The sequence below is a fragment of the Elioraea sp. genome (assembly GCF_051860475.1).
GTDB lineage: Bacteria > Pseudomonadota > Alphaproteobacteria > Acetobacterales > Acetobacteraceae > Elioraea.
In genome coordinates this window covers 1-24,448 of sequence record NZ_JBHYDW010000027.1, presented here as the reverse complement: position 1 = coordinate 24,448, position 24,448 = coordinate 1, and the positions used below count along the sequence as shown (strand labels likewise).

Below are 24,448 nucleotides of genomic sequence, written 5' to 3'. Positions count from 1 at the left end.
GCCTCGTCATGAAGAGACTGCTACTCGCTGCCGTCGCCGCCTCGGTTGTGGCCGTCGCGATGCCGGTGAAGCCCGTCGAGGCGCAGACCATGCGCATCGCGCTCCGCGAGGATCCGGACATCATGGACCCGACGCTCGCGCGCACCTATGTCGGGCGGATCGTGTTCGCCTCGATCTGCGACAAGCTGTTCGATATCGACAAGGACCTGAACATTGTCCCGCAGCTCGCCACGGGCTTCACCTGGGACGATGCGAAGACGCTGAAGATCACGCTCCGCGAGGGCGTGACGTTTCATGACGGCGAAACGATGGACGCGAACGCGGTCGTCTACAGCCTGAACCGACACCTGAACATGCAGGGCAGCTTCCGCCGCGGCGAGATCAATGCGATGGACCGCGTCGAGGCGGTCGATGCGAAAACGATCCGCATCCACCTCAAGGTGGCGTTCGCGCCGTTCCTCGCGCAACTGACTGACCGCGCGGGTATGGTGGTCTCGCCCAAGGCGGCCGAGGCGGCGGGGCGCGACTTCGGGTTGCGTCCGGTCTGCGCCGGGCCGTTCCGCTTCGTCGAGCGCGTGGCGCAGGACCGCATCGTGGTCGAGCGATTCCCGGACTACTGGGACAAGGAGAACGTGCATCTCGACCGGATCGTCTATCTGCCGATCCCGGACAGCACGGTGCGGCTTGCGAACCTGCAATCCGGCGCGATCGAATTGACCGAAACGATCGCGGCGACCGACATTCCGGCCGTGCAGCGCAACCAGCGGCTCCGCGTGGCGATGGGCGACGAGCTCGGCTACCAGGGCATCACCTTCAACATCGCCAACGGCGACCGCGCGCGCTCGCCGATCGGCCAGCACGCCAAGGTGCGCCAGGCCTTCGACTATGCGATCGATCGCGCAACGATCATCCAGGTGGTCTATGACGGCCACTTCACGCCGACGGCGCAGGCCGTGCCGCCGTCCTCGCCCTACTACGTGCGCTCGCTCAATCCGCCGACGCGCGATGTGGCGCGCGCGCAGGCCCTGCTGCGCGAGGCCGGCGTGGCCACTCCGGTGCGGGTCGAGCTCACCGTGCCGAACAACCCGGACATGCGCCAGGTCGGCGAGGTGATCCAGGCCATGGCGGGCGAGGCCGGGTTCCAGGTGACGGTGCGCGCGATGGAGTTCGCAAGCTCGCTCCAGGCCGCGCAGCGCGGCGACTTCGAGGCGTATCTGGTCGGCTGGTCCGGGCGTACCGATCCGGACGGCAATCTCTGGAACTTCGTGCACAGCCGCGGCGCCCAGAACGACGGCAAGTACGCCAGCGCCGAGGTCGACCGGCTGCTCGATGCCTCGCGCGCCGAGAGCGACCAGGAGAAGCGCGTGGCGATCTTCGAGCAGATGTACCGGCACTACATTACCGAGGACCGCGGCCGGCTCTATCTCTGGCACCGCAAGAACATCCACGCCTATTCGGCGCGGGTGAGCGGCTTCGTCGCGGTGCCGGACGGGTTGATCCGCGTGAAGGGCGTGCGGCTCGCGGCGAACTGATGCCAGTGGACGGCGGCGCGGTTTCCCTCACCCTGACCCTCTCCCGCACGCGGGAGAGGGGACCCAGCGTCGCCACCGGGTTCCCTCTCCCACGCTCGTGGGAGAGGGCCAGGGTGAGGGCCGCGACCGCGCCACGGTCGAGCGTCTGACGGCCCGCGCATGGGCGGCTTTCTCCTCCGCAGGGTGGGGCAGATCATCCCCACCCTGCTGTTTGTCTCGCTGCTGATCTTCGGGCTGCAGCAGCTCATGCCCGGCGATCCGGCGCTCATCCTCGCCGGCGAGGAGCGCGGCGACCCGCTCGTGCTCGCGCAGATCCGCGCCGAGCTCAACCTCGACCGGCCGCTGCACGAGCAGTACGTGCTCTGGCTGTTCAATGTGCTCCAGGGCGATCTCGGCTTCTCGTGGCGCATCCGCGAGCCGGTCGCGAAGGTGATCCTCGAGAAGCTGCCGGTGACGGTCCAGCTCGGGCTGATGGCCTTCGCGATCGCCTGCCTGATCGGCATCCCCGCCGGCATCGTCTCGGCCGTGCGCAAGGACACGCCGTGGGACTGGGCCGCGAACGGCTTCGCGCTCGCCGGCATCTCGACGCCGAATTTCTGGCTCGGGATCATGATGATCCTGCTGTTCAGCGTGAACCTGGGCTGGCTGCCGCCCTCGGGCTACGTGGCGCTGACGGTCGATTGGCGCCAGTCCCTCGCCACCACGATCATGCCGGCCTTCGTTCTCGGCACCGGCATCGCGGCGGTGCTGATGCGCCACACCCGCAGCGCGATGGTTCAGGCGATGAGCCAGGACTATGTGCGCACCGCGCGCGCCAAGGGACTGGCCGAGCGGATCGTGGTCGCCAAGCATGCGCTTCGGAATGCGCTCGTGCCGGTGATCACGCTCGGCGCGCTCGAACTCGGCACGCTGCTCTCGGGCGCGGTGCTGACCGAGCAGGTCTTCACCATCCCTGGTTTCGGCAAGCTCGTGGTCGATGCGGTGTTCAACCGCGACTACCCGGTGGTGCAGGGCGTCGTGCTGGTGGTGGCGGTGATCTATGTCGGGCTCAACCTCGCCGCTGACGTGCTGTACGTCCTGATCAATCCGAGGCTGCGGCACGCATGACCGCGATCGCCGTCGCCGCATCCGAGCACATCGACAGCCCGACACGGCGGGCGCTGCGCCGCCTTCTGCGCCATCGCACGGCGATGGTCGGGCTCGCGATCGTGGTGCTGTTCGTCGCCATCGCCGTCTTCGCCCCGCTGGTCGCCCCCTACGACCCGACCCGCACCTCCTGGACGGCGATCCGCCGTGCGCCGTCGGTGCTGCACTGGTTCGGCACCGACGAGAACGGCCGCGATGTGCTCTCTCGCGTGATCTGGGGCGCGCGCGCGAGCCTGCTCGCGGGCGTCGTCTCGGTCGCCATCGCCATGGCCGCCGGCGTGCCGATCGGGATGCTCGCCGGCTTCCGCGGCGGCTGGATCGACGCGCTGATCAGCCGCTTCACCGACGCGATGCTGGCCTGCCCGTTCCTGATCCTGGCGATCGCGCTCGCGGCCTTCCTCGGCCCCGCGCTCGAGAACGCGATGATCGCGATCGGCATCAGCGCGACCCCGATCTTCATCCGCCTCGCGCGCGGCGCGACCATGGCGGCCAAGGTCGAGGACTATGTCGAGGCCGCGCGCTCGATCGGCAACCCGCGCTGGCGCGTCGCCGTGCGTCATATCCTGCCGAACATCGTGCCGCCGCTGCTCGTGCAGGCGACGCTGACCATCGCCACCGCGATCATCGCCGAGGCGTCGCTGTCGTTCCTCGGCCTCGGCCAGCAGCCACCCGCGCCCTCCTGGGGCTCGATGCTGAACACGGCCCAGCGCTTCATGGAGCAGGCGCCCTGGATGGCGATCTTCCCGGGGCTTTCGATCGTACTGGTGGTGCTCGGGTTCAACCTGCTCGGCGACGGGCTGCGCGATGCCTTCGACCCGCGCTCGCGATAGCGCGAACGGGGTTGCGATCAGGCGTTGCCGACGCTACCTCCGAAGCAGCGAAGACATGCCAGGGGACAGGATGCGGGGCACGGAGCGCCCGGTTCGACGTGACGTCCTTGCCGCGGCCGCAGGCGTGGCAGTGCTCGCGCTCGCTCCGCGGCCGGCCTCGGCCGCGCTGGCGCCGCGGACGGAGGCGGCAATCGCCGGAGTGCTCGCCGGCCGCACGCCTCAGGACGGGCGGATCGCGCTCGGCCTGCCGACCGTGGCCGAGAACGGGGCGATCGTGCCGATGACCATCGCGGTCGAGAGCCCCATGACGCGCGAGGATCACGTCACCGCGGTGCACGTGTTCGCTGACCGCAATCCGGACGCGCAGGTGGCCGTGTTCCGCTTCACCCCCGCACTCGGCCGCGCCGAGGTGACCACGCGCATCCGGCTGAGCGAGGGCCAGGCGGTGATCGCCGTGGCCGAGACCAGCTCCGGTGCGGTCTATCTCGCGCGCCGCGAGGTCACCGTGACCGTCGGCGGCTGCGGCGGCTGAAGGAGGGTCAGATGGCGGCTCCGATCGGACGGCCCCGCATCTCCATCCCGTCCTCGGCCCTGGCCGGCGAGGTGGTGATGATCCGCACCCTCATCGCGCATCCGATGGAGAACGGACACCGCCGCGATGCCTCGGGCGCCTTGGTGCCGCGCGACATCATCCGGCTGTTCACCGCGAGCTTCGAGGGCGAGGAGGTGTTCCGCGTCGAGCCGCACACCGCGATCTCGGCCAACCCCTATTTCGCGTTCCCCTTCCGCGCCGAACGCTCGGGCACCTTCACCTTCGCCTGGACCAACGACGCCGGCAGGATGGTCACGGCGGCGGCTCAGCTTCGAGTCGGCTGACCCGGAGCCGCCGCCGCCGCCCGGCTCAGCTGCCGGGGCTGTTCTGCTTCAGATACGCGAGCAGATCGTTCAACTGCTGCGGATTGCGCACGCCCGCAAACGCCATGGTCCCGCGCGGCACGAGATCCCTCGGATTGGCGAGGTACTTGCGGAGATTCTCCTCGGTCCAGCTGAGCCCACCCTCGGCCAGTTCGCGCATGTTCGGCGAATAGCGGAACCCCTCGCGCTGCGCGGCCTGCTTGCCGACGATCCCGTGCAGGTTCGGCCCGACGCCGTTGCGCCCCCCTTCATCGATCGTATGGCAGGCGCGGCACTGGTTGAACACGCGCTGGCCGGCGGCCGCGTCCTGGGCCGAGGCAGGCGTGGCGAACCAGAGCAGCGCGGTGCCGAAACTCGCAAGCATGAGCCGATGCATGACGTCTCCCTTGGTTGAACCCCTGAGTGCAGCGCGGCAAACCGGCAGCATCACGGCGATATAGCGGCGGCCCGTGGGATCGCAACCCGCCACACCGCGAGGGCTTGCATCAGGGACGGTCCGCTGGTTCAAATCGGAAAACGAGGACCGGGGCGGTCCTGTTTGCGAGAGGGGAACCAGCCATGATCAGGCTCACGCGGCTGTTCGCGCCGTTCACACTTGCGCTGGCACTCATCCACAGCGCGCCCGTCGGCGCCCAGCAGCCCGATACGATCGCTCTCGCGCTGCTGATCGGCAGCTGCTCCGGCTGTCACGGCTCGGCCGGAGAGGGCAGCGGCGGCGTCCCGGCGATCGCGGGGACGAAGTCCCGCGACGAGTTCGCCGCCGCGATGAACGCGTTCCGCGAGAACCAGGGCAACCCGACGATCATGAACCGGATCGCGCGCGGCTACACCGATGCCGAGATCGCGCAGATGGCGCAGCACTTCGCCCGCGCGAACTGAGGAGGGACCGACCATGGCATGCATCCGGTTGACCCGCCGCGCCACCCTGCTCGGCGCCGCCACCCTCCTTGCGGCACCGCGCGTGCGCGCCCAGGCGCCGATCCGCCTCGTCATCCTCGGCGGTGGCTTTGGCGGCGCCTCCGCGGCGCGGTTCGCGCGCGATCGGTTCCCCGAGGTCGAGGTCACGCTGATCGAGCGGTCGCGGACCTTCCTCACCTCGCCCTACGGCAACCTGGTGCTGGGCGGGAAGCGGCGGACCGAGGACATCAGCTTCACCTACGACGCGCTCGCGCGCCGCGGCGTGCGCGTGGTGCACGACAGCGCCAGCGCGATCGACGCGCAGGGCAGGACGGTGCGGCTCGCGGGCGGCACCGCCGTGCCCTACGACCGGCTGATCGTGAGCCCTGGGATCGAGCTCCGCTGGGGCGCGATCGAGGGCTACGACGAGGCGGCCTCGGCGCGCATGCCGCACGCGTGGCTCCCGGGGCTCCAGCCGGTGAGCGTGCTCGAGCGCCAGCTCCGCGACATGCCCGACGGCGGCACCTTCATCATGGCGATCCCGGACAACCCGTTCCGCTGCCCGCCGGGCCCCTATGAGCGGATCAGCATGGTCGCGCACTACTTCAAGCAGGCGAAGCCGCGCGCGAAGATCCTCGCCCTCGACGCCAAGGGCGGGTTCTCGAAGCAGCCGCTGTTCATGGACGGCTGGCGCGAGCTCTATGCCGGCATGATCGAGTGGGTGCCGGTCTCGAACGACGGCAAGGTGACCAAGGTCGATCCGGCCGCGATGGAGGTGATCACGGAGTTCGGGACGCGCCACAGGGGCGCGGTCGTCAACGTTATCCCGCCGCAGAGTGCCGCGAAGATTGCGCTCGACGCGGGGCTCGCCGGCCCCGCCGGCTGGTGCCCGATCCGCCCCGCCACGCTGGAGAGCACGCTGGTGCCGAACATCCACGTGATCGGCGACGCCACAATCGCCGCGCCGATGCCGAAATCCGGCTTCATTGCCTCGAGCCACGCCAAGCATGCGGTCGTGAGCGCGGTGCTGCTGCTGCGCGGACAGACCCCGCCGCCGCCGGTGTTCTTCAACACGTGCTACAGCCATGTCGGCGAGGATTACGGGATCTCGGTCGCCGGCATCTACCGCGCCGAAGGCGACCGCTTCGTCGAGGTGCCGAACTCCGGCGGGGTCAGCCCGCGCAGCGAGACCATGACCCCCGAGCGGCGCGCCGAGCACCGTCGGCTCGAGGCGCTGTATGCGGACGGCTGGTACGCCAGCCTGACGCGCGAGATGTTCGGCCTGAGCTGACGCGGCGCGGTCCGCCGGGGTGTGATCGGGCGCACGCGACGCGGTATCGCCAGCCCGGCCGGGTTGTTGTAATATTGCTCACCAAGAACCAACGAGCGTGGGCCGGATCATGCGCGCCACTTCCCTTCGTCTCCGACTTCGCCAGGGCGTCTCTGCGCTGGTGGTGGTGGCCATGCTCGGCGGGTGTGTGACCACCCAGGCGCAGCGGATCGGCCCGGACGATCCGGCCGACACCTGCCGACAGTACGTCGTCGCCCTCGACAGCACCGGCAACTTCTTCGCCGAGGACATGATCAAGGGTGCCCTGATCGGCGCCGTCGGCGGTGCTGTGCTGGGCGGGCTGTTCGGCGGCGGGCGCGGCTCGGCGATCGCGATCGGCGCGGCGACCGGCGCTGCCGCCGGCGCGGCCACCGGCTACATCTACGCGCTCCAGCAGCAGTCACGCGACCAGGCGGTGCTCGCCGGGCGGGTCTCGACCGACCTTTCGAAGGAGAACGCCGAGATCGACCGCACCCAGCTCGCCTTCGACCAGCTGTCGGACTGCCGGTTCCGCCAGGCCCAGGCGGTGCGCGCGGACGTCGCCGCCGGGCGACTCACGCGCGATCAGGGTCAAGCACGGCTGGCCCAGCTCCGCGGCTGGTGGAACCGAGACATCGCGCTCGCGCGCCAGATCAACGAGAAGATGGCGACCCGGGGCGCGGAGTACGAGACTGCGGCCGAGACGCTGAGCCCGGGCACGAAGGACGTGATCGCGCAGCAGAAGGCGGCACCTCCGCCGCGGCGCGCGGTCGTCAGGCGTGCGACGCCGGTGCTGCTGCGGCCCGATCCGGCCGCCCCCCAGGTCGCCGCGCTCGGTGCCCGCGAGCAGGTCACGGTGGCGCGGTCGCAGGGCAGCTACGCCCTGGTCGAGACCAGCGCCGGGGCACGCGGCTATGCCCCGGCCGGCACCCTGCAGGTCGAGGGCCGGGCGCCGACCCGTGCGGCACAGCCGGCCGGTAGCGACGTGCGCGGCCTTGCGGCCACGAACGTCGCGAAGCGCGACAACTTCGCGACCTCGGTCCAGGTCGCCGAAGCTGCCACCGGCTCGGGCTTCGAGCTGACGAGCTGATGCGGCAGGCGGCGCGCGCCGCACTCGTCCTTCTTGCGCTGGCCGGTGCAGGGCCGGCCCAGGCCCAGGCCGAGGCCCAGGCGCCGGCCCCGCCGTCCATACCCTATCTCAGGGTCGAGGCGGGCGGGCATACCGCGCCGGTCAACCGGCTGGCGGTCGATGCCGCCGGCACCCTGCTCGCCACCGCGTCGGACGACCGCACCGTGCGGCTCTGGTCGTTGCCCGATGGCGCGCCCGAGGGCGTGCTCCGCGTGCCGATCGGCGACGAGGCCGAGGGTGAACTCTATGCGGTGGCGCTGACCCCGGATGGAAGGCGGCTGTTCGCGGCAGGGTTCACCGCCTTCGCGTGGGATCGCGCCTTCGCTCTTTATGTCTTTGATGTTGCTGGAAGGCGGATGATCGGCAGGCTTGCGCCGCTGCCGGCACCTGTGGTGCATCTCGCGGTCTCCCCGGACGGGTCTCGGCTCGCGGCCGCGCTCGGGGCCACCGCCGGCATCCGCATCTGGGATGCGGCGACCGGTCGGCTGGTGGCCGAGGACCCGGCCTATCGCGGGCCAGCGCGCATGGTGGCCTTCACCCGCGACGGGCGGCTCGTGTCGACCGCAGCGGACGGGCTGGTGCGCCTGTACGACGCCTCAGGCGCGAAGCGGGCCGAGGCGATGCCGCGTCGTGGGGCTCGTCCCTACGGCGTCGCGGTGTCGCCGGACGGGACGCTGGTGGCGATCGGCTACGAGACCCATGCAGCGGTCGATGTGTTGCATATCCAAGGACTTGCATCCGCTTTCGTGCCTGACGTTACCGGAGTTGACGCGGCGGCGCTTCCCGCGGTGGCCTGGGCATCCGACGGCAAGGGGGGCGTGCAGCTTCATGCCGCGGGCGCAGGCGCGCGGGGCGGGGTGATCCGGCGCTGGGCGGATTTTGGCCTCGGACCCGCGCGCGACCAGGCGGCGGCGCGCGACTCGATTTCCCACCTGCTGCCGCTGCCCGGCGGCGGGCTCGCCTACGCGGTCGCCGATCCCGGCTGGGGGCTCCTTGCCCCGGACGGCCAGATCGCGCGCCGGCCGACGCCGGCGGCCGCCGACCCGCGCGCCGCGCGCGCGGCGCTCGCGGTCTCGCCCGACGGGCAGACCGTGGAGTGGCCGGGCGCGACCGGGCCGCTGCGCTTTGAGGCCGCCGTTGCCCGGCTTTCGTCGGCATCCGGCCGCGGGGTCGCGCCCGCGCGGACCGAGGCCACGGGCCTCGCACTTGCCAACTGGCGCGATGCCGCCCCGCCGCGGCTCAACGGTCAGCCCTTGACGCTCGGGCGCGGGGAGATCGCCCGCAGTGCCGCCGTGGCGGGCAACCGGGCGCTCATCGGCACCGATACGCATCTCCGGCTGTTCGACCGTAACCGGCAGGAGGTCGCCGCGATTGCCACGCCGGGGACCGTCTGGGCCCTGGCGGTCGCGCCCGAGGCGCGCGTCGCGGTCGCCGCCCTCGGCGATGGCACGCTGCGCTGGTACGGGCTCGAGGACGACGCCCTGCTGGCCGAGCGGGCTGCGCTGTTCGTGCACGCCGACGGCACACGCTGGGTGCTCTGGACACCCGAGGGTTTCTTCGATCACGCCGGCACGGGCGGGCAGGATCTGGTCGGCGTGCATCTCAACCGCGGCCGCGCCGAGGCGCCGGAATGGGCGACCTTTGCGCAGGCCTATCGCGCGCTCTACGCCCCCGGCGTCGTGCGGTCCCGGATCGCCGGCGATGCCGGCCCGGCCACCGACCGGCTCGCCGCGTTGGGCGACGTGCGCGCCGCGATCGCGCGCCAGCCGCGGGTGAGCCTGACCGGCGCCTGCGTCCCCGGGCCGGGCGATGCCTGCGCGCCCCTGTCGCCCGGGGCGACGGTGCCGGCAAGTGCGGCGAGTGTGCGCATCGGTCTCGCGCTCGAGGACCGGGGCCTCGGCCTCGGCCCGGTGGACCTGTTCGTCAACGGCCGCAACCTCGGCCGGGCCGATCCGCGCGGCGAGACCCGGTTCGGCCTCGACATCGCGCTCGACCCCGGGCGCAACACGATCGAGGCGCGCGCCTGGGACCGCGCCGGCCGGCTCTACGGCACCAGCGCGCCGCTGGTGATGGAGGCGCCGGGCGAACCGGCGGGCGCTGGCCGTCTGTTCGTGCTGGCGATCGGCATCGACCGGCACCGGCTCGGCGCGCTCGACCTCAAATTCGCGGCCGCCGACGCGCGGAGCTTCGCCGAGGGGATCGGTGCCGGCGCCGCCGGGCTCTACCAGGACGTGCGCGCCACCGTGCTGCTGAACGAGGAGGCCGGCCGGGCGTCGATCGTCGAGGCGCTGGAGCGGCTTGGCCGCGAGGTCGGGCCGAACGACACCTTCCTGATGTACCTCGCCGGCCACGGCGTGCGCACCGAGCCCGACGACCGGTTCCTGTTCCTGACCCACGACGTCGCCGACGCCTCGTCCTGGGACGCGCTCCGCCCGGCCGCGGTCACCGAGGACACGCTGGTCGGGCTGCTCGCGCGCATTCGCGCGCGCAACGGCTTCCTGTTCGTCGACACCTGCCACGCCGGCAAGGTCACGCTCGATCAGCTCGCCAATATCGGCCATGAGACGGGGCGCTTCATGCTCGCCGCCTCCTCCTCGGTGCAGGAGGCGCTGGACAGCTACGACGACCGCAACGGCGTGTTCGCCTACGCGGTGGCCGAGGCGCTGTCGGGCCGGGCGGCGCGCGACGACCGCGGCGTGATCACCGCGCTGGCGCTCGGCGAGTACGTCGCCGCCCGGGTTGGCGAGTTGGCGCGCGAGAAGGGTCATGCCCAGGACGCGGTGTTCCGCACCGCACGGCGCGATCTGCGCGGGTTCCCGGTCGCACGCGTCAGTCGCTGACGCAGGTGAACACGAACGCGTTCATTCTTTGTTCACGCGATGGCATCAATCCTGCAACACTGACGTCACGGACGGTCAGAATCGGCCGAAGGTGGGGAAGGGACGTCGGTGTCGAAGGAGATGCCCATCATGGTCCGGTTCGCCTGTGTCCTTCCCCTGGTCGCTCTGGCGCTGTCCTCCGGGCCTGCGCATGCCGATCGCGATCCCTGCCCGCCGGCGGGCACGGTGGCGGTGCGCGACGACGGCTCGCGCTGGGTGTTTCTTGGGCAGGATGACGTTGACGCAGGCATCTGCCTGGTCCGTGTGGGCGAGCAGACCCGGCGGCTGCTGTTCGGGATCTGGACCCCGATCGGGCCCGACATGGACGAGGCCCGTACGGCGCTGGCCCGCCTGTTCGCCGGCGGCCCCGGCACCACCGTGACCATCCGCGAGCACGTGATGACCGATTCCTGGCAGGAGGTGTGGGAGCGTGGCGGGGACGAGATGGTCCCGCTCGCGTCCGGCGCGCGCCGCGCGGTGCGGCTGGAGCGGCGGATGCGCCTGCACGGCCCCACCGGGTTCACCGCGCATGTCAGCTACTGGATGGACGCCGAGACCGGCGTGGTGCTGAAGGCACAGCACCGGCACATCGACGGCATGCGCCTGCCCTATCGCGACGTGGTGATGACCCGCCTCGACCGGCGCGGCTGAGGCTGCCGCGGGTCCGCCTGTCGCCGCTCGGCCCGACCGGTTGCGACGCCGCCGACCAGCGCCGGCGGTGGATTCCGGCGTGTGTGCACGGGCGGTGTTGACCGCGACGGCGATCCCTGTGGCGCCGGTCTGACGGGCGGAGCGCGCCGGCGAGGCGGGCGGGGCGCCATCGCTGCCCGTGCGGGGCATTCCGCAAGGCTCGGGCGCGAACGAGGGCCTGCGAGTTGCGCCGGGTATCGCCGCCGGAGGATAGTGCGCCCCGTCCGGACAGGGGGATGACAAGCGTGCGCATGGTTGCGGGATTCCTGTTGGTGGCCGCGGGACTGGGGGTGCCGGCCTTGGCGACGGTCGGCGCCGTGGTGCTGACCGCGTTCGGGTGGCGATGAGCCTTCCGCCGCCGCCCCGCGCGCCGGGTCCGCCGCGCGCGCTCGCGACCGAGGGCCTGCGCGCCGCGCTGCTCTACCTGTTCGCCTGGCCGCTGCCGCTCTCGGCGCTGGTGTCGCTGTTCCTCGGCCGGCTGGACATGGTGGCCGGCACCGCGGGGGCGTTCGCGCTCGTGATCCTCGCTTCCTCGCTGATCGCGCGCGGGCTCGCCGCGCGGCGCGAGCGGCGCCCCTCGGGCGGTGTTCCCAGGCCGCTCGCTCTTGGCGCGCTGCTGGTCGGGCTTGCCGGGTTCCTGGCCGCCTGGCTCGGCGCCGGCTACGGGGTGGCGATGAGTCTCGTGTTTGCCGCCTGCTCCGGCGCCGGCACCGCGCTGCTGTTCGGCCTTGACGAGGCACCGCCGCGTCCCGCGCTGCCCGAGGGCGCGAGCCCCCTCACGGCCGATGAACGGCGCGTCCTCGCCGAGGCGAAGGGCCGGGTCGCAGCACTCGAACAGGCGGCGCGCACGATTGCCTCGGCCGAGTTCCGCGACCGGCTGGCGAAGGTCGCCGGCTGGGCCGGGGCGGTGGTGGCGGAGATCGAGCGCGACCCGCGCGACCTCCGCCGCGCGCGCAAGTCGCTCACCGTCTATCTCGACGGGGCCGAGAAGGTGACGGCGAAGTATCTGGCGACCCACCCGCGCGCCGGCGACCAGCAGGGGGCGCTGGAGCAGAACTTCCGCACCCTGCTCGAGGAGCTGGAGCGGGCCTTCGCCGAGCAGCACGGCAAGCTGCTCCAGAACGACACGATGGACCTCGACGTGCAGATCGAGGTGCTGACCACGCGATTGAAGCGCGAAGGCGTGATGTAGCAGGAGACGAGCATGACCGAGCCCCGCACCGAGACCGAGCAGCCCGCGCTCGCCCCGACCCCGCCCATCGCCGACGCGCTGGTGAGCTACGCCGAGGCGCCGCCCGACCGGCGCGCGCGCATCGAGTCCGCGCTCGCCGAGCTCAACGTCACGGATTCGAACTCCGTACTCACCTTCGGCGCGAAGGCGCAGGAGCAGGTCACGCTGATCTCGGACTCGATGCTGGAGGGCGTGCGCAACAAGGACACCGGCGCCGCGGGCGCCGTGCTGTCCGACATGGTGGCCACGCTGCGCGGCTTCGATGTCGAGGAGCTGAAGAAGGGGGGCGGGTTCTTCGCGCGTCTGCTCGGCCGCGCCCGCCCGATCGTGAAGGTGCTGCAACGCTACGAGCAGGTGCGCGGCCAGATCGACGGCATCACCGACCGGCTGGAGGACCACAAGACCCGGCTGATGACCGACGTGGCGCAGCTCGATCGCCTCTACGGCGCGACGCTCGAGTATTTCCACTCCCTCGCCGACTACATCGCCGCCGGCGAGGAGGCGCTGCGCCGGCTCGACGCCGACGACATCCCGAAGCTCCAGGCGGCGGCCGAGTCCTCCGGCGACATGCTCGCCGCCCAGGCGCTGCGCGACCTGCGCGCGCGCCGCGACGAGCTTGAGCGCCGTGTGTATGACCTCAAGCTCACGCGCCAGGTGACGATGCAGGCGCTGCCCTCGATCCGCCTCGTGCAGGAGAACGACAAGGCGCTGGTCGGCCGCATCACCTCGACGGTCGCGAACACCGTGCCGCTCTGGCGCCAGCAGCTCGCCCAGGCGGTGACGATCGCGCGCAGCCAGGAGGCGGGCAAGACGCTGAAGGAGGCGACCGACCTCACCAACGAGCTGCTCGCCGCGAATGCCGAGAACCTGCGCATGGCGAACAAGGAGATCCGCGAGCAGATCGAGCGCGGCGTGTTCGACATCACGATCGTCAAGAAGGCGAACGACGACCTGATCGCCACCATCAATGAGAGCCTCCAGATTGCCGACGAGGGCAAGAAGAAGCGCGCCGAGGCCGAGAAGGTGCTGATCCAGGCCGAGACCGAACTGAAGCAGGTGCTGTCGGCGGCGAGGGCGCGCGCGACCGGCGCAGAGCCGCAGGTCTGAGACAATGGTCTGGAACCTGATCCGCGGCCAGTTCGTCGACGTCATCGGCTGGACCGACGACACCGGCGACACGATGTGCTGGCGCTTCGAACGCCACGGCAACGAGATCAAGTACGGCGCCCAGCTGACGGTGCGCGAGGGCCAGGCGGCGGTGTTCGTCAACGAGGGACGGATCGCCGATGTGTTCCCGCCCGGCATGTACACGCTCGAGACGCGCAACCTTCCGGTGCTCTCGACGCTCCAGGCCTGGCCGCACGGTTTCGAGAGCCCGTTCAAGGCCGAGGTCTATTTCGTCGCCACGCGGCGTTTCCCCAACCTGAAATGGGGCACGCGCAACCCGATCATGCTGCGCGACCGCGAGTTCGGTCCCCTGAGGCTGCGTGCCTTCGGCACCTATGAGGTGCGCGTGACCGATGCGCCCACCTTCCTGCGCGAGATCGTCGGCACGGACGGACGCTTCACGACCGACGAGATCTCCGAGGCGCTGCGCAACATGATCCTGACGCGGATCGCGACCGCGCTCGGCACCGGCGCGATCCCGGTGCTCGATCTCGCCGCCAACCAGCAGGCGCTGTCGGAGTATCTGACCAATGCGCTGAAGCCTGATTTCGCGCAGTACGGGCTCGATCTGACCAGGATGCTGGTCGAGAACATCTCGCTGCCGCCGGAGGTCGAGCAGGCGCTCGATCAGCGCACCAAGATGGGCGTGATCGGGGATCTGCGCGCCTACACCCAGTTCCAGGCGGCCGAGGCGATGGCGAAGGCGGCTGCCAACCCCTCGGGCGCCGGCGCGGCGGCGATCTCGGCCGGGCTCGGCCTCGCACTTGGCCAGCAGGCTGGTGCGGCGCTCGCGCAGAACCCGTGGGCTGCTCCGGCCGCGCAGCCTGCACCGCCGCCACCGCCGGCCGCCGCGCCGCCGCCCGTGCCGCAGCGGCAGTGGTTCCTGGCGTTCGGCGGCACCGCGCACGGCCCGCTCGCCGAGAGCGCGCTGCCCGACGAGGCGCGCGCCGGCCACCTCAAGCGCGACACCCTCGTCTGGCGCGAGGGCATGACCGAGTGGAAGCCTGCCTCCGAGGTGCCCGAGCTTGCCTTCGCCCTGGTCCCGGTCCCGCCGCCGCTCCCCGGAGCCTGACCCCGCGCCGGACGCGGCGGAGGAGCGGCTCGATCGCATCCCGTGCTCGCAATGCGGCGCGGAGCTCACCTATGCGCCGGGCACGCGCATGGTGCGCTGCGCCTATTGCGGCCACGAGCAGAAGATCACCGGCTCGCCCTGGCAGGTGGTGGTGGAGCGCGACCTCGCCGCCGCGCTGGCGAAGGCCGCCGACGAGCACCTGACCGAGGATCGGCGTGTCCTCAAGTGCCAGACCTGCGCGGCGAGCTTCGATGCGTCGGACGGGCAGGGGGCCGGACACTGCCCGTTCTGCGGCAGCGCGATCGTTGCCGATCCGACGCGCACGCGGCGCATCCGCCCCGACGGTGTCGTGCCCTTCGCGATCCCGCGCGACAAGGCCCAGGACGCGCTGCGGCAATGGCTGGCGGGGCTCTGGTTCGCGCCCTCCGACCTGTCGCGCAAGGCCGAGGCCGAGGCGCGCATCGAGGGGCTCTACCTGCCGTTCTGGACCTATGACTGCGACACCAGCACCGAGTATCAGGGTGCGCGCGGCATCCGCGTGGTGCGCCACGTGCCGGTGACGCGCCAGGTGCAGGGCAAGCTGGTCACGCAGATGCAGCCGGTGACCGAGCTGCGCTGGTCGCCTGTCGCCGGGCGGGTCGCGCGCCATTTCGATGACGTTCTGGTACCGGCGGCACGCGCGCTGCCGCTCGACGATCTCGGCCGCGCCGGGGCGTGGAACACGCAATCCGTGCGCCCCTATGCGCCCGCATGGCTCGCCGGGTTCCGCTCGGCCCTCTACGACGTGGCGCTCGCCGACGGGTTCGCGGCCGCGCAGGGGATCATGCGCGGCGTGATCGAGTCCGACATCCGCCGCGACATCGGCGGCGACGCGCAGCGCATCACCGCCTCGCGCACCGCCTGGCGCGAGGCGAGCTTCAAGCACGTTCTGCTGCCGGTCTGGGTCGCCGCGTATCGGTACCGCGGGAGGACGTTCCGCTTCGTCGTCAACGGCCAGACCGGGCAGGCGCATGGCGAGCGGCCGTGGAGCGTGGGCAAGATCGCGCTCGCGGTCGTGGGCGCGATCGTAGTGGCGGGGCTGCTCGCCCTGCTCGCCGGGCAGGCGGGTTGACCGTCAGGGCGTGTTCCTGCCCCGCAGGAACGCCGCGAGCATCCGCTGCAGCCTTTCCGAGCCCGATGCCAGCCGGCTTACGGTCTGCGGTAGCACCCGCGCGAGCTCGGCCAGCATCACGGTGGGGTCCATCCCGATCTGGCGCGCCCACTGGTTCACCCGTGCCTCGCCCAGCGCTTGGCGCAGACGCTCTGGCCGGAGCGGCATGCGCGGCCCCGGGCCGAGCCAGCTCCTGAGCTCCGGCCCCAGCCCGGCGCGGCGAGCAGCACGAGCAGCAGCCGGAGCTGCGGCGGGGCCAGCATCAGCGGTGCGCCGCGCAGCATCGGTCCCAGCAATCCGGCAAGCGGGTCCTGCGGCGCGGTCCCCCGCGCCATCACCTGCGCGGCCGCGACGGCAAGCCGGCTCAGCAGCGACATCCCATCCGCGGCGCCTCCCGCCGCCGTACCGCAACCGTGCCACCCGCGCTTGAGCCAGCGCAAGGCCGCGGCGCGATCCCGTGCTAGACGGATCTGGTGCGAGTGCTGCTCCGACTGACCCTCGTCCTGGTGCTGCTCGTCGCCGCGGGCGGGGCCGCTTGGTGGTGGGTTGCGCGCCCGCCGCTCGTGCAGACGGCCGAGGTCGTTGCCGGCCCCGCCGTCGAGGCGGTCTATGCCACCGGCACCGTCGAGCCAGTGGTCTGGGCGCGCATCGGCCCGGTGGTGAAGGGCCGGCTGATCACGCTCGCCGCCGAGGAGGGCCAGCGCGTGCGGCCCGGCGACGTGCTCGCCCGCCTCGACGACACGGTGGCCCAGGCCCAGGTGCAGGAGGCCGAGGCGCGCGCCACCTTCCTGCGCGAGGACGCCGCCCGGCTGCGGGCGCTCGCCGCGCGCGAGATCGTCGCCCGCGCGGCACTCGACCGCGCCGAGAGCGAGGCGCGCGCAGCCGAGGCGATCGTCGAGGCGGCCCGGCGGCGGCTCGACGACTACGTGCTGCGCGCGCCGACGGGCGGGGTGGTGCTGCGCCGCGACGGCGAGATCGGCGAGGTCGTGGACACCATGAACACCATCTTTGTGGTCGGCGAGCCGCGCCCGCTGCGCATCACCGCCGAGGTGGATGAGGAGGACATCACGCGCATCGAGCCGGGCCAGCGCGCGCTGGTGAAGGCGGATGCGTTTCCCGGCCGCGCGCTCGAGGGCCGGCTGGCCGAGATCACGCCCAAGGGCGATCCGCGCCTGAAGGTGTATCGCGTGCGCATCGCCCTGCCCGAGGACACGCCGCTGCTGATCGGCATGACCGTGGAGGCGAACATCGTCATCCGCGAGGAGCCACGCGCGGTGCTGGTGCCGGCGGCGAGCGTCCGCGACGGCTCGGTGTTCGTGCTCGATGGCGCGACGGTGCGGCGCGTGCCGGTGGCACTCGGCGTGCAGGGGCCGCTGCGCGTGGAGGTGCGCACCGGCCTCGATCCGGGCATGCGCGTGGTGACCGATCCGCCCGCCTCGCTCGCCGACGGGGCGCGGGTGCGTCTGCCCGCCGGCGCGGCGGCGCGCTAGATGGCGCTCGCGCTGCACATCGCGCTCGGCCACCTGAGGCGGCGCAAGCGCCAGACGGTGGTGTCGGTGCTTGGCGTCGCCCTCGGCGTCGGATTCTTCATCGCCATCACCTCGCTGATGCGCGGCTTCCAGACCTACTTCGTGCAGCAGGTGATCGACGTCGCGCCGCACGTGGTGATGAAGGACGAGTTCCGCAGCCCCGATCGCCAGCCGGTCGAGCTTGCCTTCGCCGATGGCGCGGTCAGCGTGCGCGGGGTGAAGCCGCGCGACACCGTGCGGGGCATCCGCGAGGCTGGCGCCAAGCTCGCCGCGATCGAGGCGATCCCGGGCCTCGCCGTCGCGCCGATGCTGCGTGGCCCGGCGCCGCTGCGCTACGGCGCGCGCGACACCTCGGTGTCGGTCGGCGGGATCGACCCCGAGCGCGAGCGGCGGGTGACGAATATCGAGAAGGACATGACCAAGGGCCGGCTCGAGGATCTGCGCTCGACCGCCAACGGCGTGATCGTCGGCATCGGCGTGGCCCAGCGCCTCGGCGCCAAGGTCGGCGACACGGTCACGGCGGTCTCGCCCGCGGGGATCACCCAGTCCTTCCGGATCGTCGGCATCATCGCCACCGGTGTCACCGCGATCGACGCGAGCGAGGCCTATGTGCTGCTGCGCCTCGCACAGGTGCTGCTCGACCGGCCGAACGTGGTCAACGCGATCCGGATCAGGCTCGAGGACGTGCGCCAGGCCGAGCCGCTCGCGCGCAGGCTCGAGACGGTGTTCCGATATCGCACCGAATCCTGGGAGGAGAGCAACCAGAACATCCTCGGCCTGTTCGTCATCCAGAACGCCATCATGTACAGCGTGGTCGGCGCGATCCTGCTGGTGGCCGCCTTCGGCATCTACAACATCATCTCGACCGTGGTGCACGAGAAGGCGCGCGACATCGCGATCCTGAAATCGCTCGGCTTCCGCGCTGGCGACATCGAGCGGATCTTCCTGCTGGAAGGCGCGATCGTCGGTGTCGCCGGCGCCATTGCCGGCTGGGCGGTCGGGCTCGGGCTGATCGAGCTGCTCGGGCAGGTGCGGTTCGAGCAGATGGGGCCGGTGATCCAGGGGCGGGACCGCTTCCTGCTGGCGCGGGAATGGTGGCCCTACCTCGCCGGCGGGGGCTTCGCGCTCGCCGCCGCCTCCGTTGCCGCGTTCATCCCCGCCCGCCGCGCCTCGCGGCTCAACCCGGTGGAGATCGTCCGGGGGGCGGCGTGACTGCACTGCTGCGCGCCGAGGGGGTGACGCGCGTGCTGCCCGGCCCCCAGCCCGTGACGCTGGTGCGCGACATCGACTTCAGCCTCGCGCCCGGCGAATTCGTCGCCGTCACCGGCCCCTCCGGCTCCGGCAAATCCTCGCTGCTCTACCTGCTCGGCCTGCTCGACCGGCCGACGGTCGGGCGGGTGTCGATCGAGGGGCGGGATACGGCGGCGATGAGCGAGAACGAGCTTGCCGCCACGCGGCTCGCGCGGCTCGGCTTCGTGTTCCAGTTCCACTTCCTGCTGCCCGAGTTCACCACGCTCGACAATCTGCTGATCCCGATGCGCCGGCTCGGCCGCTGGGGCGAGGCAGAGCGCGAGCAGCGCGCGCGTGCCCTGCTTGCCGCGCTGGGGATGGAGGAGGCGGCCGGCAAGCTGCCCGAGCAGCTCTCGGGCGGGATGCGCCAGCGCGCGGCGATCGCGCGCGCGCTCGCCAACGATCCCGCGCTGCTTCTGGCCGACGAGCCGACGGGCAATCTCGACACCCGCAACGCGCGCACCGTGTTCGACATCTTCGAGCGTCTGGTGGCGGAGGAGCATCGCAGCGTGATCGTGGTGACGCACGACCAGGAGCAGGCGGCGCGGGCGCCACGTCAGGTGCGGCTGGTGGACGGCCAGATCGTGCACGACAGCGCCCGCCGCTGATCCGCCCCTTGCGCAAACCGGCCGGCGCCGGCATCTGCGCCATATGGATGGCTGCATGGGACGCGAGGACGGGCGGTGAGGGTGGAGACGCCGTTCGTTGCGCTGGATCGCGTCAGCCTGACCTATGGCGGTGAGGGCGGGGGCACGCTCGCGGTCACGGGGCTGGATCTGGCGATCACGCGGGGGAAATTCGCCGCCGTGGTGGGGCCCTCGGGCTGCGGCAAATCCACGCTGATGAAGCTGGTGACCGGACTTGTGCCGGCGAGTGCGGGCAGCGTGTCGGTTGGCGGGCATCTTGTGGCGGGGCCGCTGAAGATCGTCGGCATGGCGTTCCAGAACCCGACCCTGCTGCCCTGGCGCACCACGCTCGACAATGTGCTGCTGCCGCTCGAGATCGTCGAGCCGCATCGCGCGACCTTCCGCCGCGACCGCGCTCGCCATGTCGAGCGGGCGCGCACGTTGCTGGCGACCGTGGGCCTCGCCGGGTTCGAGGAGAGGTATCCCTGGCAGCTCTCCGGCGGGATGCAGCAGCGCGCGAGCCTCTGCCGCGCGCTGATCCATGAGCCCGAGCTGCTGATGCTGGACGAGCCCTTCGCCGCGCTCGACGCCTTCACGCGCGAGGAGCTCTGGGGCGTGCTCCAGGACCTCTGGCTGGCGCGGCGCTTCACCTGCGTGCTGGTGACGCATGACCTGCGCGAGGCGGTGTATCTCGCCGACACGGTGCATGTGATGAGCGCGCGGCCGGGGCGGATCATCGCCACGCGCGCGATCGACCTGCCGCGCCCGCGCACGCTCGAGGGCAGCTTCGAGCCGCACTTCGTCGATCTGGTGCACGGCCTGCGCGACCGCATCGCCGCGGCGCGCGCGGAGGCGTGAATGCCCGCGCGGTTCTGGCATGACCTGACTTGGCCTGAGTTTGCATCCCTCGATGCGTCGCGCGCGGTCGCGCTGCTGCCGATTGCCGCCACCGAGCAGCACGGCCCGCATCTGACCGTCTCGGTGGACACCACCATCAACGAGGGCGTGGTGCGCCGCGCGATGGCGCTGATCCCGGACGACGTGACGCTGCTGGTGCTGCCGACCCAGGCGATCGGCGTCTCGGTGGAGCACGGGGGCTTCCCCGGCAGCCTCACGGTCTCGCCCGAAACGGCGATCGCGGCCTGGACCGAGATCGGCGCCTCGATCGCGCGCGCCGGCATCCGTCGGCTGCTGCTGCTGAACAGCCACGGCGGGCAGCCGCAGGCCGCCGAGATCGTCTGCCGGCGGCTGCGCATCGCGCACGGCATGTTTGCCGCCACCACGATGTGGGACCGCATCACCGCGCTCGGCGATCTGATCGCCGCGGACGAGCGGCGCTTCGGCATCCATGCCGGCCAGATGGAGACCGCCGCGATGCTGGCGCTCGCGCCGGAGCGCGTGCGGGCGGATCGGGTTCACGACTTTCCGAACGCGACCTCGGCGTGGGACGACAACGCCGTCCTGCGCGCGGGCGGCGCGGTCGCGTTCGGCTGGCAGGCGCAGGACCTGAACGCGAGCGGTGCCGTCGGCAACGCCGCTTCCGCCACGGCCGAGCTCGGCGCGGCCGTGCTGTCGCGTGCGGCCGAGGCGGTCGCGCGGCTGGTCGCCGAGATCGCGGCGATCGACGTCGATGCCTGGCTGAAGGAGAGCCCGCGTGAGTGACACCGCTGGGTTCCTCGCTGCACTCGCGGGCATCGCGGTCCAGACCGACCGCGCGCTGGTGCGCCAGAAGAGCCGCGACTTCTTCTGGTACTCGCCGGTGCTGAAGCGCCAGTTGAACACGGTCTGCGGCGAGGCGGTGGTGATGCCGCGGTGCGAGGAGGAGGTCGCGCGCGTGCTCGCCGCCGCGGTTCGGCACCGCGTTCCGGTCACGCCGCGCGGTGCGGGCACCGGCAACTACGGCCAGGCCATGCCGATCCGCGGCGGCATCGTGCTCGACCTCTCCGCCCTCGATCGCGTGCTCTGGACGCGCGCCGGTGCCGTGCGCGCGCAGTGCGGCGCGAAGCTGATCGACATCGACGCGCAGACCCGCGCTTCGGTCGGCGGCGAGCTCCGCTTCCATCCCTCGACCCGGCGCACCGCGACGCTCGGCGGGTTCATCGCCGGCGGCTCCTCCGGCATCGGCTCCTGCACCTGGGGCATGTTGCGCGAGCCGGGCAATGTCCTCGGGCTCAGGCTGCTGACGATGGAGGAGAGCCCGCGCGTGATCGAGCTGCGCGGCCCCGACATCCAGAAGGCGAACCACGCCTATGGCACCAACGGCGTGATCACCGAGGTGGAGATGCCGCTCGCCCCGGCCTCGGAGTGGGTGGACGTGGTGGCGGCGTTTCCGACGCTGATGGACGCCGCGCGCTTCGCCGATGCGTTCACGCGCCAGGACGGGATCGCGAAGAAGCTCGTCTGCGTGCTCGCGGCCGGGATCGCGCAGACGCATTTCCGCGCGCTCGCCGGCGCGCTGCCGGAGGGCCGCGCGATCGTGCTGCTGATGGTCGCCGCCCCGTTCCTCGAGTTCCTGCCCGCGCTGCTCGCCCCGCATGGCGGCGCGGAGGTGCACCGGCAGCCGAGCGATGAGGCCGAGGTGCCGCTCTACGAGTACTCCTGGAACCACACCACGTTGCAGGTGCTGAAGACCGACAAGACGGTGACGTATCTTCAGACGCTATTCCCGCCGCCCGGGTATCTCGCCAAGGTGGCGGAGATGGAGGCGGCGTTGGGCGACGAGGTGCCGATCCACCTGGAGTTCGTGCGCTTCGGCGGCGAGGTGGCGTGCTTCGGCCTGCAACTCGTGCGCTTCACCACCGAGGCGCGGCTCGCCGGGATCATCGCCGCGCACGAGGCTGCCGGCTGCCCGATCTTCAACCCCCATGCCTACACGCTGGAGGAGGGGGGCATGAAGAAGGTCGATCACGAGCAGTTGGCGTTCAAGCGCGAGGCCGACCCGCTGGGGCTGCTCAACCCCGGCAAGATGCTGGCCTGGGAGAACCCGGACTGGACGCCGCAGCAGGTGCGGCATCTGTACGAGACTATATGGTGACGGACCGATGGCGCAATTGTACCGTGGTATGCCACCCGTCGACTCGCAGCAGACCGTATATAAACTTCGCTGTTGTGGATCGTGGCCCTGAACCTTGAACTGCTAGCTAGTCGGCGGTGCAGGTTTAGCAAAAGACTCACGTGATGCAAAAATCTGTGAGCAGAAGGAAAGATGTTTCTAAATGAATTGGAGATGATCATCGCTCACACTCCATGTAAGTACAAACTATCCAGAATTGTGGTTCTTGTTGGGCCGAATGGGTCTTGGAAAAGTGTGCTCTTGAGAGACATTGAAAATTTGGCTAACTCAGATGTCGTGCCCACAGAGCGTCCGAATTTCTCCCTCAGAAGAATCCGCTTTGCTATGGATACAACATCTCTCGAGAAGCAGATTCTGACGTTCACAGAGGTTTATTCGCGCATTTTGCAGGAAGAGAATCAAGCTGTTCGTGATCAAGTTTATTACCGCAAATTCAATTCGTCAAATGGGGATATTAGTATTGGGGTAGTTCAGCGCAATTTATTCAGCAACTTTATAAAATCAAAACCAGAATATTTTCCGTGTAGTCATCATGGGTTCCTAAATCGTGCAATTGTCAGGATGGATGGTAAAGCGCGCCTTTCAATATTGGGTGAGAAGCCACTTGGCGACCTTCTTAAAGAGCCAAGAAATATACTTCAAGCAATAGCGAACTATGACGATAAAAGAAAAGAAGTAGTAGATCGTATTTTGAGCGCATTTAGAAGAATATTAGTTGTAGACCCAACTAAGATGAAAAATTATCGGCTTCGCCTATCTGAAGTCGCGCCCAAGCATCCTTCGTTTGAGTGGTCCTGGACTCCGTAGGCCCGACAATTTCATGCAAGTGCGCAAAACCTGGAAGAATCCAGCGATGGAACGCAGGCCTATATTGGGCTAATTACAGCGGCAGTTGTTCTTGAGCCAGAGGTTCTCTTAATTGATGAGCCAGAGGCATTTCTTCACCCTCCGCTGGCTCGACGGTTAGGGCAAGATTTGGCACAACTGGCCGAAGAAAATAGTAGCCAGCTGATTGTTGCAACCCATAGCAGTGACTTCATTCTCGGGTGCGTTCAAGTGTCAAAAGATGTTACTATTCTTCGCCTCACAACACCGTTCGCAAGTAGACCAGCACGCGCTGTAGACCCGTCCTCTCTTTCAAAATTCCTGTCCCATCCTCTTTTTCGAAGTGCAAATGTCGTATCAGCCCTTTTTCACGATGGTGCCATTGTAACGGAGAGCGATAATGATCGCGCCTTTTATTCTGAGATTTATGCACGACTTCGCTCAAAATACCCAAATCTCCCAGCACTTTCCTTTCTCAATGCACAAAATAAGCAGACTTTGCGTGAAATATTTGGCCCACTGCGACAGACTGGCGTCCCAGCCGCAGCGATTGTTGACGCTGATATACTGAAAGACAAATTTATTGATACACTCAACGCAGCAAATGTATCGACAATAACTCGGGATAGTTTAAATCTCGCACGAGGAAAAGTCAAGGATGCTTTTGATAAAAAAAGCCTCTCCATGAAACGCTCCGGCGACCTTGAGAAACTTGATGTAGATATACAGGCGGGAGCAAGGGATCTCTTTGATAGGCTTGACGAGTATGGGATATTCGTCGTGCGGCGAGGTCAATTGGAGGATTGGTTGCCACAGTTGGAAGTAGCCGGCCGTGGCACGGATTGGACCGTTGAAATGCTCACGCGCCTTGGCATTCCTGATGGGCAGGAAGGCCATGCCCCCACGGGCGACGATGATGTCTGGGCATTCATACAGAAAGTTGCCGAGTGGTGCGCTAATGCCAACAGGTTGGGGATGCCTATCGAAGCGTAGGCGACCAAGGTTGCCCTTCCGTTCGCCCCCGCGCTAGAACCCCGCCAACCCCCGACACCCCAGTTCCGAAGGCCGAGCCCATGCCCGCCTATCAGTACGTCTATGTGATGAAGAACCTCACCAAGGCCTATCCGGGCGGCCGCGAGGTGTTCAAGGGCATCACCC

The 24,448-nt window shown here is 69.7% G+C and carries 25 protein-coding genes; 22 read left to right on the top strand and 3 right to left on the bottom strand.

Translation table 11 applies throughout. From position 1 onward, the window contains the following. Positions 1-8: 8 nt before the first annotated feature. From ACTIFU_RS07420 to soxZ, 5 genes are all read left to right on the top strand, one after another. The gene (locus ACTIFU_RS07420; RefSeq protein ID WP_439577664.1) at positions 9-1,532 is read left to right on the top strand and encodes an ABC transporter substrate-binding protein; all 1,524 of its coding nucleotides are present in this window, start codon (positions 9-11) and stop codon (positions 1,530-1,532) included. A gap of 159 nt (positions 1,533-1,691) precedes the next feature. Beyond that, on the top strand, positions 1,692-2,639 hold the full coding sequence (locus tag ACTIFU_RS07415; protein ID WP_439577663.1) for an ABC transporter permease: 948 nt from the start codon (positions 1,692-1,694) through the stop codon (positions 2,637-2,639). After that, the gene (locus tag ACTIFU_RS07410; RefSeq protein ID WP_439577662.1) at positions 2,636-3,508 is read left to right on the top strand and encodes an ABC transporter permease; all 873 of its coding nucleotides are present in this window, start codon (positions 2,636-2,638) and stop codon (positions 3,506-3,508) included. The genes ACTIFU_RS07415 and ACTIFU_RS07410 overlap by 4 nt, the downstream gene beginning before the upstream one ends. 55 nt (positions 3,509-3,563) lie before the next feature. Then, positions 3,564-4,040, top strand: coding sequence for a thiosulfate oxidation carrier protein SoxY (gene soxY / locus ACTIFU_RS07405; protein WP_439577661.1), 477 nt, complete (start codon positions 3,564-3,566; stop codon positions 4,038-4,040). Positions 4,041-4,051: 11 nt separating this feature from the next. Next, positions 4,052-4,384: a thiosulfate oxidation carrier complex protein SoxZ gene (gene soxZ, locus ACTIFU_RS07400; protein WP_439577660.1), complete on the top strand. Its 333-nt coding sequence runs from the start codon at positions 4,052-4,054 to the stop codon at positions 4,382-4,384. A gap of 25 nt (positions 4,385-4,409) precedes the next feature. On the opposite strand, the gene ACTIFU_RS07395 is transcribed toward soxZ, so the two are convergent. Then, entirely contained in the window at positions 4,410-4,799 is a 390-nt protein-coding gene (locus ACTIFU_RS07395; RefSeq protein ID WP_439577659.1) for a c-type cytochrome, read from the bottom strand. Between the two features lie 182 nt (positions 4,800-4,981). Here ACTIFU_RS07395 and ACTIFU_RS07390 point away from each other — a divergent pair, with 182 nt between their 5' ends. From ACTIFU_RS07390 to ACTIFU_RS07350, 9 genes are all read left to right on the top strand, one after another. Continuing rightward, positions 4,982-5,302, top strand: a complete 321-nt coding sequence (locus ACTIFU_RS07390; RefSeq protein ID WP_439577658.1) for a c-type cytochrome — start codon at positions 4,982-4,984, stop codon at positions 5,300-5,302. Positions 5,303-5,315: 13 nt separating this feature from the next. Continuing rightward, on the top strand, positions 5,316-6,611 hold the full coding sequence (locus tag ACTIFU_RS07385) for an FCSD flavin-binding domain-containing protein (RefSeq protein WP_439577657.1): 1,296 nt from the start codon (positions 5,316-5,318) through the stop codon (positions 6,609-6,611). Between the two features lie 109 nt (positions 6,612-6,720). Continuing rightward, positions 6,721-7,719, top strand: a complete 999-nt coding sequence (locus ACTIFU_RS07380) for a YMGG-like glycine zipper-containing protein (protein WP_439577656.1) — start codon at positions 6,721-6,723, stop codon at positions 7,717-7,719. After that, positions 7,719-10,598 carry a caspase family protein gene (locus ACTIFU_RS07375; RefSeq protein WP_439577655.1) on the top strand — a complete coding sequence of 960 codons (2,880 nt, stop codon included), beginning with the start codon at positions 7,719-7,721 and terminating at the stop codon, positions 10,596-10,598. Before ACTIFU_RS07380 ends, ACTIFU_RS07375 begins: the two co-directional genes overlap by 1 nt. A gap of 129 nt (positions 10,599-10,727) precedes the next feature. After that, positions 10,728-11,288 carry a hypothetical protein gene (locus ACTIFU_RS07370; protein WP_439577654.1) on the top strand — a complete coding sequence of 187 codons (561 nt, stop codon included), beginning with the start codon at positions 10,728-10,730 and terminating at the stop codon, positions 11,286-11,288. Positions 11,289-11,670: 382 nt separating this feature from the next. Continuing rightward, a complete protein-coding gene (locus ACTIFU_RS07365; RefSeq protein WP_439577653.1) occupies positions 11,671-12,519 on the top strand; it encodes a 5-bromo-4-chloroindolyl phosphate hydrolysis family protein in 849 nt (282 codons plus the stop codon). Positions 12,520-12,531: 12 nt separating this feature from the next. Then, complete coding sequence (locus ACTIFU_RS07360) at positions 12,532-13,665, top strand: toxic anion resistance protein (protein ID WP_439577652.1); 1,134 nt, start codon at positions 12,532-12,534, stop codon at positions 13,663-13,665. Positions 13,666-13,669: 4 nt separating this feature from the next. After that, the gene (locus ACTIFU_RS07355; RefSeq protein WP_439577651.1) at positions 13,670-14,797 is read left to right on the top strand and encodes an SPFH domain-containing protein; all 1,128 of its coding nucleotides are present in this window, start codon (positions 13,670-13,672) and stop codon (positions 14,795-14,797) included. Further along, the gene (locus ACTIFU_RS07350; protein WP_439577650.1) at positions 14,751-15,908 is read left to right on the top strand and encodes a zinc finger domain-containing protein; all 1,158 of its coding nucleotides are present in this window, start codon (positions 14,751-14,753) and stop codon (positions 15,906-15,908) included. The genes ACTIFU_RS07355 and ACTIFU_RS07350 overlap by 47 nt, the downstream gene beginning before the upstream one ends. 3 nt (positions 15,909-15,911) lie before the next feature. Here the strand turns inward: ACTIFU_RS07350 and ACTIFU_RS07345 are convergent, their stop codons facing one another. Together ACTIFU_RS07345 and ACTIFU_RS07340 are read right to left on the bottom strand one after the other, a co-directional pair. Next, positions 15,912-16,115, bottom strand: coding sequence for a hypothetical protein (locus ACTIFU_RS07345; protein WP_439577649.1), 204 nt, complete (start codon positions 16,113-16,115; stop codon positions 15,912-15,914). Then, the gene (locus ACTIFU_RS07340; RefSeq protein ID WP_439577648.1) at positions 16,064-16,324 is read right to left on the bottom strand and encodes a hypothetical protein; all 261 of its coding nucleotides are present in this window, start codon (positions 16,322-16,324) and stop codon (positions 16,064-16,066) included. Before ACTIFU_RS07340 ends, ACTIFU_RS07345 begins: the two co-directional genes overlap by 52 nt. A 102-nt stretch (positions 16,325-16,426) precedes the next feature. Between ACTIFU_RS07340 and ACTIFU_RS07335 the strand changes: the two genes are divergently transcribed. The 8 genes from ACTIFU_RS07335 (at position 16,427) to ACTIFU_RS07300 (ending at position 24,283) form a co-directional block, all read left to right on the top strand. Further along, positions 16,427-17,437: an efflux RND transporter periplasmic adaptor subunit gene (locus ACTIFU_RS07335; RefSeq protein ID WP_439577647.1), complete on the top strand. Its 1,011-nt coding sequence runs from the start codon at positions 16,427-16,429 to the stop codon at positions 17,435-17,437. Next, positions 17,438-18,688 carry an ABC transporter permease gene (locus ACTIFU_RS07330; protein ID WP_439577646.1) on the top strand — a complete coding sequence of 417 codons (1,251 nt, stop codon included), beginning with the start codon at positions 17,438-17,440 and terminating at the stop codon, positions 18,686-18,688. Next, positions 18,685-19,374 (top strand): ABC transporter ATP-binding protein, encoded by a 690-nt coding sequence (locus ACTIFU_RS07325; protein WP_439577645.1) that lies wholly within the window; start codon positions 18,685-18,687, stop codon positions 19,372-19,374. The genes ACTIFU_RS07330 and ACTIFU_RS07325 overlap by 4 nt, the downstream gene beginning before the upstream one ends. A gap of 75 nt (positions 19,375-19,449) precedes the next feature. Then, positions 19,450-20,250, top strand: a complete 801-nt coding sequence (locus tag ACTIFU_RS07320) for an ABC transporter ATP-binding protein (protein ID WP_439577644.1) — start codon at positions 19,450-19,452, stop codon at positions 20,248-20,250. Further along, positions 20,251-21,054: a creatininase family protein gene (locus ACTIFU_RS07315; protein ID WP_439577643.1), complete on the top strand. Its 804-nt coding sequence runs from the start codon at positions 20,251-20,253 to the stop codon at positions 21,052-21,054. Further along, positions 21,047-22,426 (top strand): FAD-binding oxidoreductase, encoded by a 1,380-nt coding sequence (locus ACTIFU_RS07310; protein ID WP_439577642.1) that lies wholly within the window; start codon positions 21,047-21,049, stop codon positions 22,424-22,426. The genes ACTIFU_RS07315 and ACTIFU_RS07310 overlap by 8 nt, the downstream gene beginning before the upstream one ends. 192 nt (positions 22,427-22,618) lie before the next feature. Beyond that, positions 22,619-23,272: a hypothetical protein gene (locus ACTIFU_RS07305; RefSeq protein WP_439577641.1), complete on the top strand. Its 654-nt coding sequence runs from the start codon at positions 22,619-22,621 to the stop codon at positions 23,270-23,272. 30 nt (positions 23,273-23,302) lie between these two features. Then, positions 23,303-24,283, top strand: a complete 981-nt coding sequence (locus tag ACTIFU_RS07300; RefSeq protein ID WP_439577678.1) for an ATP-dependent nuclease — start codon at positions 23,303-23,305, stop codon at positions 24,281-24,283. Positions 24,284-24,448 lie beyond the last annotated feature (165 nt).

Excerpts from the sequence above, each read along its gene's own strand:
- ACTIFU_RS07420 (WP_439577664.1), top strand. The coding sequence starts at position 9 with ATGAAGAGACTGCTACTCGCTGCCGTCGCCGCCTCGGTTGTGGCCGTC.
- ACTIFU_RS07415 (WP_439577663.1), top strand. The coding sequence starts at position 1,692 with ATGGGCGGCTTTCTCCTCCGCAGGGTGGGGCAGATCATCCCCACCCTG.
- ACTIFU_RS07410 (WP_439577662.1), top strand. The coding sequence starts at position 2,636 with ATGACCGCGATCGCCGTCGCCGCATCCGAGCACATCGACAGCCCGACA.
- soxY (WP_439577661.1), top strand. The coding sequence starts at position 3,564 with ATGCCAGGGGACAGGATGCGGGGCACGGAGCGCCCGGTTCGACGTGAC.
- soxZ (WP_439577660.1), top strand. The coding sequence starts at position 4,052 with ATGGCGGCTCCGATCGGACGGCCCCGCATCTCCATCCCGTCCTCGGCC.
- ACTIFU_RS07395 (WP_439577659.1), bottom strand. The coding sequence starts at position 4,799 with ATGCATCGGCTCATGCTTGCGAGTTTCGGCACCGCGCTGCTCTGGTTC.
- ACTIFU_RS07390 (WP_439577658.1), top strand. The coding sequence starts at position 4,982 with ATGATCAGGCTCACGCGGCTGTTCGCGCCGTTCACACTTGCGCTGGCA.
- ACTIFU_RS07385 (WP_439577657.1), top strand. The coding sequence starts at position 5,316 with ATGGCATGCATCCGGTTGACCCGCCGCGCCACCCTGCTCGGCGCCGCC.
- ACTIFU_RS07380 (WP_439577656.1), top strand. The coding sequence starts at position 6,721 with ATGCGCGCCACTTCCCTTCGTCTCCGACTTCGCCAGGGCGTCTCTGCG.
- ACTIFU_RS07375 (WP_439577655.1), top strand. The coding sequence starts at position 7,719 with ATGCGGCAGGCGGCGCGCGCCGCACTCGTCCTTCTTGCGCTGGCCGGT.
- ACTIFU_RS07370 (WP_439577654.1), top strand. The coding sequence starts at position 10,728 with ATGGTCCGGTTCGCCTGTGTCCTTCCCCTGGTCGCTCTGGCGCTGTCC.
- ACTIFU_RS07365 (WP_439577653.1), top strand. The coding sequence starts at position 11,671 with ATGAGCCTTCCGCCGCCGCCCCGCGCGCCGGGTCCGCCGCGCGCGCTC.
- ACTIFU_RS07360 (WP_439577652.1), top strand. The coding sequence starts at position 12,532 with ATGACCGAGCCCCGCACCGAGACCGAGCAGCCCGCGCTCGCCCCGACC.
- ACTIFU_RS07355 (WP_439577651.1), top strand. The coding sequence starts at position 13,670 with ATGGTCTGGAACCTGATCCGCGGCCAGTTCGTCGACGTCATCGGCTGG.
- ACTIFU_RS07345 (WP_439577649.1), bottom strand. The coding sequence starts at position 16,115 with ATGCCGCTCCGGCCAGAGCGTCTGCGCCAAGCGCTGGGCGAGGCACGG.
- ACTIFU_RS07340 (WP_439577648.1), bottom strand. The coding sequence starts at position 16,324 with ATGTCGCTGCTGAGCCGGCTTGCCGTCGCGGCCGCGCAGGTGATGGCG.
- ACTIFU_RS07330 (WP_439577646.1), top strand. The coding sequence starts at position 17,438 with ATGGCGCTCGCGCTGCACATCGCGCTCGGCCACCTGAGGCGGCGCAAG.
- ACTIFU_RS07315 (WP_439577643.1), top strand. The coding sequence starts at position 20,251 with ATGCCCGCGCGGTTCTGGCATGACCTGACTTGGCCTGAGTTTGCATCC.
- ACTIFU_RS07305 (WP_439577641.1), top strand. The coding sequence starts at position 22,619 with ATGATCATCGCTCACACTCCATGTAAGTACAAACTATCCAGAATTGTG.